The sequence below is a fragment of the uncultured Lactobacillus sp. genome (assembly GCF_947367085.1).
Lineage (GTDB): Bacteria > Bacillota > Bacilli > Lactobacillales > Lactobacillaceae > Lactobacillus.
Genome location: NZ_CANBCP010000001.1, coordinates 88,991 through 95,381 on the forward strand (window position 1 = coordinate 88,991; position 6,391 = coordinate 95,381).

The following is a 6,391-nucleotide window of genomic DNA, read 5'->3' on the forward strand; positions in this document are numbered from 1 at the left end:
TAAATTGCAGATTCATTAATTTTAATCAGTGTCTGTTTGTTAAGACAATACATTATTTATCTTCTAACTCCTTCATCAGATCACCATGTTTTTTGTAAAATTCATCCATGAAGGCGTCTACTGAAGGATCAGCCGCTTCGAGTTTCTTAAAAGATTTTCGATCTTTACTTGTAACCCTAAAGCTCCATGAATTGCCTGCTTTAAACATCTTCGTTTCATCTTTTAAAGGCTTATCAATCATCATTATCGACCTCCAATTGCGTTATTACATAAACATATCATGTAATAACGCAGACTACAATTTTCTAAAGCTGAAAAATGATATCTCTTATAAACATCTTCCAATTCATCTTTTATCCTCTACATGGCCATTTTTGTTATAATCATTATTACCACTGATATGGAGGAATGTTGAGAAATGAAGTATAAACAAATAATTTTTGATGTCGATGACACCCTGATCGACTTTGCAGCAACGGAAGATTTTGCCCTGCATTCTTTGTTTAATTCCCATAATTGGCCGCTGTCTAACGAATTACAGCGCCGCTATCATAGTTATAATCAAGGTTTATGGCGTGATCTAGAAAAAGGTAAGATCAATTATGAGCAACTGAGTGAGATGACCTTTCATGACTTTTTGAAAGACAATCTTGATATAGAAGTTGATGGAAATGCAGTAATGAACGAGTATCGATCATTTTTTGGCGAAGCGCATCAATTATTGCCTGGTGTAGAAGATACCCTGATCTATGCCAAAAAGGCCGGCTACAAGTTGACGATACTGAGCAATGGAGAAAAATACATGCAGCGTCATCGCTTAGAATTGGCCGGAATTAAGCAGTACTTTGACCTCATTGTGACCTCTGAAGAAGCACATTATTCTAAGCCTGATCCGCATGCATTTGATTATTTCTTCAGTCATACCCAAATTGGACCAACTGAAACTGTCTTTTTTGGTGACGGCCTACAATCAGATATTTTAGGTGCTGAAAAATATGGCTTTGATAGTATCTGGTACAATCATCGCCATCGTGAAAATAACTTGAATCTGCATCCCTTATTTGAAGTTGAAAATTACCCACAATTTGTTAAACTAATGCAAAATGACTTTAAGAAGGTATATTAAAAAGGTGATCGTTCTAGTTTTGAGCTAGAAGAAATCACCTTTTTTTTATTTTAAGTTGATAATTTGATCAAATTGTTCTTTTTCTGCAGGACTAACTGCATGTTCAATTTCAATTATTGTTTGATGAAGTCCTTGTAGAAGCGAGAAGATCTCATGATTACTATTTTCGTCAAGTCCTGACAAGCCTTCGTCGACAAGTAAGATCGGCTTGTCATGTAAAAGTGCCCGTGCTATTTCTACTTTTCTTTTTTCTCCACCAGACAGTGATAATCCTTTTTCTCCAATTACCATCTCTAAGTGCTTCTCATCTGCTAGGTAGTCTAGTTTCACTGTCTTTAAGATGTTAATTAATTTATCTAAAGGGATGTCATTTCCCAAAGTTAGGTTAAAACGCAAGGTATCCGAAAAAATATAAGTATCTTGTCCGATAATTCCAAAATTCGTTAAAAAATTAGACCGATTTAGAGTTTCATCTACTAAAATCTCACCACTGATTAATGGTATTTCGTTGAGTAGTGTCTTGATCAATGTTGATTTACCAACCCCGGATCTACCAGTAATTAGTACTTTTTCACCTTTCGAAATTGTAAAATTGATATCGTTTAAAATTGCGCGCCCCGCGTATCCTAAGTCGCAATTTTCAAAAATGATTTTTTCTTGAGCAGGTAGATGAGTAAACTTCAAATTATCAAAACTTTTCTGTGGAGCGGGTTTTAATGCTTCATTTTTAAAGAGAGGACTAACCGAAGTCAATTGGTTAGAGATATTGACGATTGAAATAATCGGGCTAGTTAAGCGATCAGAAGCTAGAAATAGTGAGATTAATCCTCCCACAAGGATTTGACCCTGAACAACGAAGTAAGTGCCGACGGATAGAGAAATTACCATTGACAGAGAATAAGCTATTTGTGCATAAAAATTAGAAGTATTACGGCGAAAGTTCATTAAAAAGTATTTCTTTTCTTCTAACACCAGGGCATTTTGAACTAATGCTTTGAATTTATTGAAGCCATTTGCGTGTCTAATAGTTTCAAAGCCATGTACTGCATCACTTACTTTTAAATTATAGTTTTCGTAACTTTTATTCCAATTCTTAGTTCCAGTTTGAATCCACTTACGAGTTAAGCGTGGAATAGCTGCTGGAATTAAACCGCAAACTAGGAAAACAAAAGCCGCAATCCCATTAATACTGAAAATATAAATTAAAGAGACAATAGTTTGTTCAATGCAGTAAATTAACATAATTGTCGAATCAATACATTGGCTCTCAATTTGTTTAACATTAACATTGATAAAGTTTAGTGTGTTAGACATTTTCTTAGAATCGGGAGCTTGTGCGAAATTGTTAAAAGCTGTTGATCTCAAAATGAGGTTGCTTGATTTAGTGATTTTGCCCCAAAATAACTGCCACAGGTAAAAATTAATATTCAAAAAGAGCATTAGGCAAAGATATAAGACTAGGACCTTTGGGATATTGCTGAAGCGTTTTTGGGAAAGCGTGTTAGTGATTTGACCGATAATGTATGGTGAAATTATGCCGTCTAAAGCAGAAAAGGTACTAGTAATGATAGTAGCAAGAAATAAAGCTTTGTTTTTTGACACTAAGCGTTTAAAGAAAGAAGTGAGAGTCATTTTGGTTACCTTCTTTGAGTAATAATTAAGATAGAAGTCTGTAACTAATAAAAATTTAATTTTATTAGTTAAATATAGCACAAAAAATGAAAAATCAAATATTTTTTTAATAATCATCTTTATTAGATTGGTTAAACTAATGCAAAATGACTTTAAGAAGGCATATTAAAAAGGTGATCGACCTAGTTTTTGGCTAGAAGAGATCACCTTTTTAATTATCACAATAAATCATTTATTTTTCGTATCCGACCATCAAGCCGCCATTTTCTGCGTAAAAGCTGCACAAAGCTCCACATTCACCAATTGAAACATCGGCATCTGGAAACTTAGATAAAATTAACTCCTTGAAATGTTCAGCTCCGTTTAAATTTTGTACGTGATCAATTTGAACACGTCCGCCAATATAACCTTTTTTGATCATATCTTTGAGCATTTTGACTTCGGCTTTTTTGACACCACGAGCCTTACCCAATAATTCAAATTCACCTTTATTGTTGGCAGTGCCGATCACATTTAATTTTAAGATATCGGCAATTTTTGCAACGGCTGGAGTAACCCGACCATTATTAGCTAGGTTGGCTAATTCTTTCAAAACGAAAATCAAACCAATGTGGTGCTGATAACTTTCAGCTTCTTTGACGATTTCTTCAAATGAGAACTTCTTGTTAACTAGTCTAGCAATTTTATGAGCAAGCAGTTGCAATTGTGGACCAGCTGAACGAGAATCAAAGACTAAGATTTTAGCCTTAGGATTTTTCTCGTGATACATCTTAGCGGCTTGTACTGCGGCATTGTAGCTGCCAGAAAGGGCACTCGTAATTGTAATAACGAAGATTTCGTCGGCACCTTCATAAGCTTTTAGCCAAGCATCAATGTTTGGACAAGATGATGTCGAACGTGCAGTTGTTTCTTTTAATGCTAATAAAAATTGTCCTTGATCTAAATTTTCGTCATCGAGCCAAGTTTTACCGTCAACTTCTAAAGAGAGTGGGACACTGATATGTTTAACTCCATCAATAGTTTTATCTGAAAAGTTGGCACTTGAGTCTGTAATAATTCTTGTAGTCATTGATCTTACCTCCCGGTATGAATCTATCTCTAACATTTTCTTTAGTCTATAAGATTAAAAATATAGTGTCAAAAAATATGATGAATAGTTAAAGTTTCACGTGAAACTAAAACGCACTACCTGTAGCTTAGGCAGTGCGTTTGAATTGAATGCTTTTATTTTTTCTAGGCCCGCAATAAAAAGCCGAATAAGCTGCCGACCAGAACTAAAGCTAGAATTGGCAGGACTAAGTAAGATACAAATGCAAATGCCAGTCCTACCAAGAATAGGAAACCGATAATTTTAATAATACCGATTCCTAATTTCCATAAAAGCCAAATTATAAATAAAGTCATAATCAGACCTAACATTGTTTTTACCTCTAATATTAAAAATATGGCGCTAGACACCAGGTTATTTATATTAAGGAATATCTTAGATCAATTTTATTTGGAAAGATAGAGTAGGAGTGTATTCTTAATAAATATTTATTCAATCGCTGAGATACTTTTTCTTACGTAAATAAAGACTAGAAGCAATTACGCAGATCAAACATAAAACTAAAACACTGAAAAAGCCCCACGAACTTGTTTTACCAGGGATGCCGCCAACATTCATTCCCCATAAGCCACCAATTAAAGCTGGAATTGAGATAATTAAGGCGACTGTATCAAGATACTTCATTAAGTGATTCAAATGTGAATCCATCATCGACCCAAAGAGACCACTGACTGAATTAAGCAGATCTTCATAAACATCGATCATTTTATTCAAGCGGCGTTGTTCTACTCGAACCTGGTCAAGTAGTGCATCAGAAGCGTTGCTATTTTTACAATAATCAAAAAAAGCCCTCAAAGTCTCATCTTGATCGCTCATGGTGTGTTTAAGATAGACAATTTCGTGAGTCAGATCAGTTACATCACGCAGCGCCTGGGTGGAAGTGGTCTTACGAGCCAGATTGTCTAAACGATCAATTTCAGTTTTGATTTTTAACATTCTTTTTTGAAAATGATCGGCTTGAAGCAAGAGCACTTTCAAGATATAGTTACTAATTTTTGTTTGAGCTGTTGGAGCAGGCAATTGATCAATAATTTTAGTTCCAGAAATGATTAAATGATCGAAGTTAAAAATCATAATTGTTGGAAACAGTTTTTTCTCAACTGGTCCAGTCCCATTTTCCAGGTCAAAAGTGACAAGTAAGTAGGCGTTTTTTAAGTTAGTATTGGTCAAGTCTGAAAAGCGCGATACTTCCACTGATGATTTGGACTTTTCAAAGATAACTGGATCTAGTTTGAATTGCTTTTCAAGTATCGTTAGTTCTTCTGATTGAGCATTTTGTAAAAAAATAAATTGATTTTTACTATAAGTTTTTACTATCATAATTTTTTCGTTCTTTCTATAAAATACTCTAAAAATATAGTTTTGCTTACTATATCATGAGTGCAGATCAAATTGTTTAAAAAAGCTCAAATTATTGATATAACGCAGTTTTTATGTATATAACAAGTTATTAAGAAAGATTTAAGACGAAACTTTTTAGAACGTCTGAGTAGGTGAAATAATAAGTGCATGCTAATATTTAATTAACACATAACTTAAAAGAGAAAATTGGCCAATAATCTTAATTAAGTTTGTTATCACTCTATCCATAGAAAGGACAGATTATTATGAATGACAAACACGGTTTAAAAGACAAGGTAGCAGGTAAGTTAAAAGAAGTTGAAGGTAAAGTTACCAGAGACAAGGCCCGTGAGCTTGAGGGAAAAGCTCAACAAGCTAAGGGAAAAGTAAAAGACAAGGCTAACGATGTCAAAGAAGATTTAGAAGATTAGTTTTTAAATAAACGAAACTTCTATTAGGTTAAAGAAGGGAGCGATCATCATGCTTCATTGGTTATGGGTTTTAATCGTTGGTGGCGTAATTGGATTGATTGCTGGAGCCATCACACACAAAGGCGGTTCAATGAATTGGATCGTAAATATTATTGCAGGTCTGGTAGGTTCATCTTTAGGTGAGGCATTGCTTGGAGCCTGGGGACCACAAGTTGCTGGCATGGCAATTATCCCATCATTATTGGGAGCAATTATCTTAGTGATCTTAGTATCATGGATTCTCTCAATGATTAATGGAAATAAAGCTAGAGACTAACATTAAAATACATAGAAATAAAACTCAAAAAGTGATACATTCCCTGTCAAGTAGACAGGAGAAATACATAAAGCTTTTAATCCTCAGCTGATTGATCAGCTGAGGATTTTTTTTGCTTCTTTGATTTTCTTTGTCTCTATATCTTGCCAGTATTTTTCAATTCGATGATTTGGAGCGATGGGACAATTCTTAAGATTGCCTTTCATTGCTTCTTTGCGCATTTCACCTGCAGTTAAACCGTTAAATCGCTTTTGTGGATCTTCATTGATGTAATAATCTATTGTCTTATGAATAGAAGCAGTAAGTTCATCATAACTAGCCACTAGAGGATGAAGAACTACTCGCATTTCTTTAATAATACCTTGCCATCCTTCCATGGGTCCATTGTCAATACAACAACCAACTCGAGACATTGATTGAATCATGCCTTGTTTTTC

General features: G+C 34.5%; 8 protein-coding genes and 1 pseudogene. 3 read left to right on the forward strand and 6 right to left on the reverse strand.

Going from position 1 to position 6,391, the window contains the following annotated elements; all coding sequences use genetic code 11:
- Positions 1-52: 52 nt before the first annotated feature.
- On the reverse strand, positions 53-241 hold the full coding sequence (locus Q0Y70_RS00385; protein ID WP_297815136.1) for an AbrB family transcriptional regulator: 189 nt from the start codon (positions 239-241) through the stop codon (positions 53-55).
- A gap of 177 nt (positions 242-418) precedes the next feature.
- Between Q0Y70_RS00385 and Q0Y70_RS00390 the strand changes: the two genes are divergently transcribed.
- The gene (locus tag Q0Y70_RS00390) at positions 419-1,126 is read left to right on the forward strand and encodes a YjjG family noncanonical pyrimidine nucleotidase (RefSeq protein ID WP_297815139.1); all 708 of its coding nucleotides are present in this window, start codon (positions 419-421) and stop codon (positions 1,124-1,126) included.
- Between the two features lie 45 nt (positions 1,127-1,171).
- Here the strand turns inward: Q0Y70_RS00390 and Q0Y70_RS00395 are convergent, their stop codons facing one another.
- The 4 genes from Q0Y70_RS00395 to Q0Y70_RS00410 all read right to left on the reverse strand — a co-directional run bounded on the left by Q0Y70_RS00395 (position 1,172) and on the right by Q0Y70_RS00410 (position 5,186).
- On the reverse strand, positions 1,172-2,758 hold the full coding sequence (locus Q0Y70_RS00395) for an ABC transporter ATP-binding protein (RefSeq protein WP_297815141.1): 1,587 nt from the start codon (positions 2,756-2,758) through the stop codon (positions 1,172-1,174).
- A 232-nt stretch (positions 2,759-2,990) separates the two neighbouring features.
- The gene (locus Q0Y70_RS00400) at positions 2,991-3,827 is read right to left on the reverse strand and encodes a DegV family protein (RefSeq protein ID WP_297815146.1); all 837 of its coding nucleotides are present in this window, start codon (positions 3,825-3,827) and stop codon (positions 2,991-2,993) included.
- A gap of 164 nt (positions 3,828-3,991) precedes the next feature.
- Positions 3,992-4,177 carry a hypothetical protein gene (locus tag Q0Y70_RS00405; protein ID WP_297815148.1) on the reverse strand — a complete coding sequence of 62 codons (186 nt, stop codon included), beginning with the start codon at positions 4,175-4,177 and terminating at the stop codon, positions 3,992-3,994.
- Positions 4,178-4,298: 121 nt separating this feature from the next.
- Entirely contained in the window at positions 4,299-5,186 is an 888-nt protein-coding gene (locus Q0Y70_RS00410) for a magnesium transporter CorA family protein (protein ID WP_297815151.1), read from the reverse strand.
- A gap of 287 nt (positions 5,187-5,473) precedes the next feature.
- On the opposite strand from Q0Y70_RS00410, the gene Q0Y70_RS00415 reads away from it, so the two are divergent.
- Complete coding sequence (locus tag Q0Y70_RS00415; RefSeq protein ID WP_297815153.1) at positions 5,474-5,638, forward strand: CsbD family protein; 165 nt, start codon at positions 5,474-5,476, stop codon at positions 5,636-5,638.
- Between the two features lie 49 nt (positions 5,639-5,687).
- Positions 5,688-5,954, forward strand: coding sequence for a GlsB/YeaQ/YmgE family stress response membrane protein (locus tag Q0Y70_RS00420; RefSeq protein WP_297815157.1), 267 nt, complete (start codon positions 5,688-5,690; stop codon positions 5,952-5,954).
- A gap of 95 nt (positions 5,955-6,049) precedes the next feature.
- Here the strand turns inward: Q0Y70_RS00420 and Q0Y70_RS00425 are convergent.
- Positions 6,050-6,391 (reverse strand): annotated as a pseudogene (locus tag Q0Y70_RS00425) (IS3 family transposase); the annotation flags it as partial.

Bases quoted from the DNA above. Each gene is read 5' to 3' on its own strand.
- Q0Y70_RS00385 (WP_297815136.1), bottom strand. From the start codon at position 241: ATGATTGATAAGCCTTTAAAAGATGAAACGAAGATGTTTAAAGCAGGC.
- Q0Y70_RS00390 (WP_297815139.1), top strand. From the start codon at position 419: ATGAAGTATAAACAAATAATTTTTGATGTCGATGACACCCTGATCGAC.
- Q0Y70_RS00395 (WP_297815141.1), bottom strand. From the start codon at position 2,758: ATGACTCTCACTTCTTTCTTTAAACGCTTAGTGTCAAAAAACAAAGCT.
- Q0Y70_RS00400 (WP_297815146.1), bottom strand. From the start codon at position 3,827: ATGACTACAAGAATTATTACAGACTCAAGTGCCAACTTTTCAGATAAA.
- Q0Y70_RS00405 (WP_297815148.1), bottom strand. From the start codon at position 4,177: ATGTTAGGTCTGATTATGACTTTATTTATAATTTGGCTTTTATGGAAA.
- Q0Y70_RS00410 (WP_297815151.1), bottom strand. From the start codon at position 5,186: ATGATAGTAAAAACTTATAGTAAAAATCAATTTATTTTTTTACAAAAT.
- Q0Y70_RS00415 (WP_297815153.1), top strand. From the start codon at position 5,474: ATGAATGACAAACACGGTTTAAAAGACAAGGTAGCAGGTAAGTTAAAA.
- Q0Y70_RS00420 (WP_297815157.1), top strand. From the start codon at position 5,688: ATGCTTCATTGGTTATGGGTTTTAATCGTTGGTGGCGTAATTGGATTG.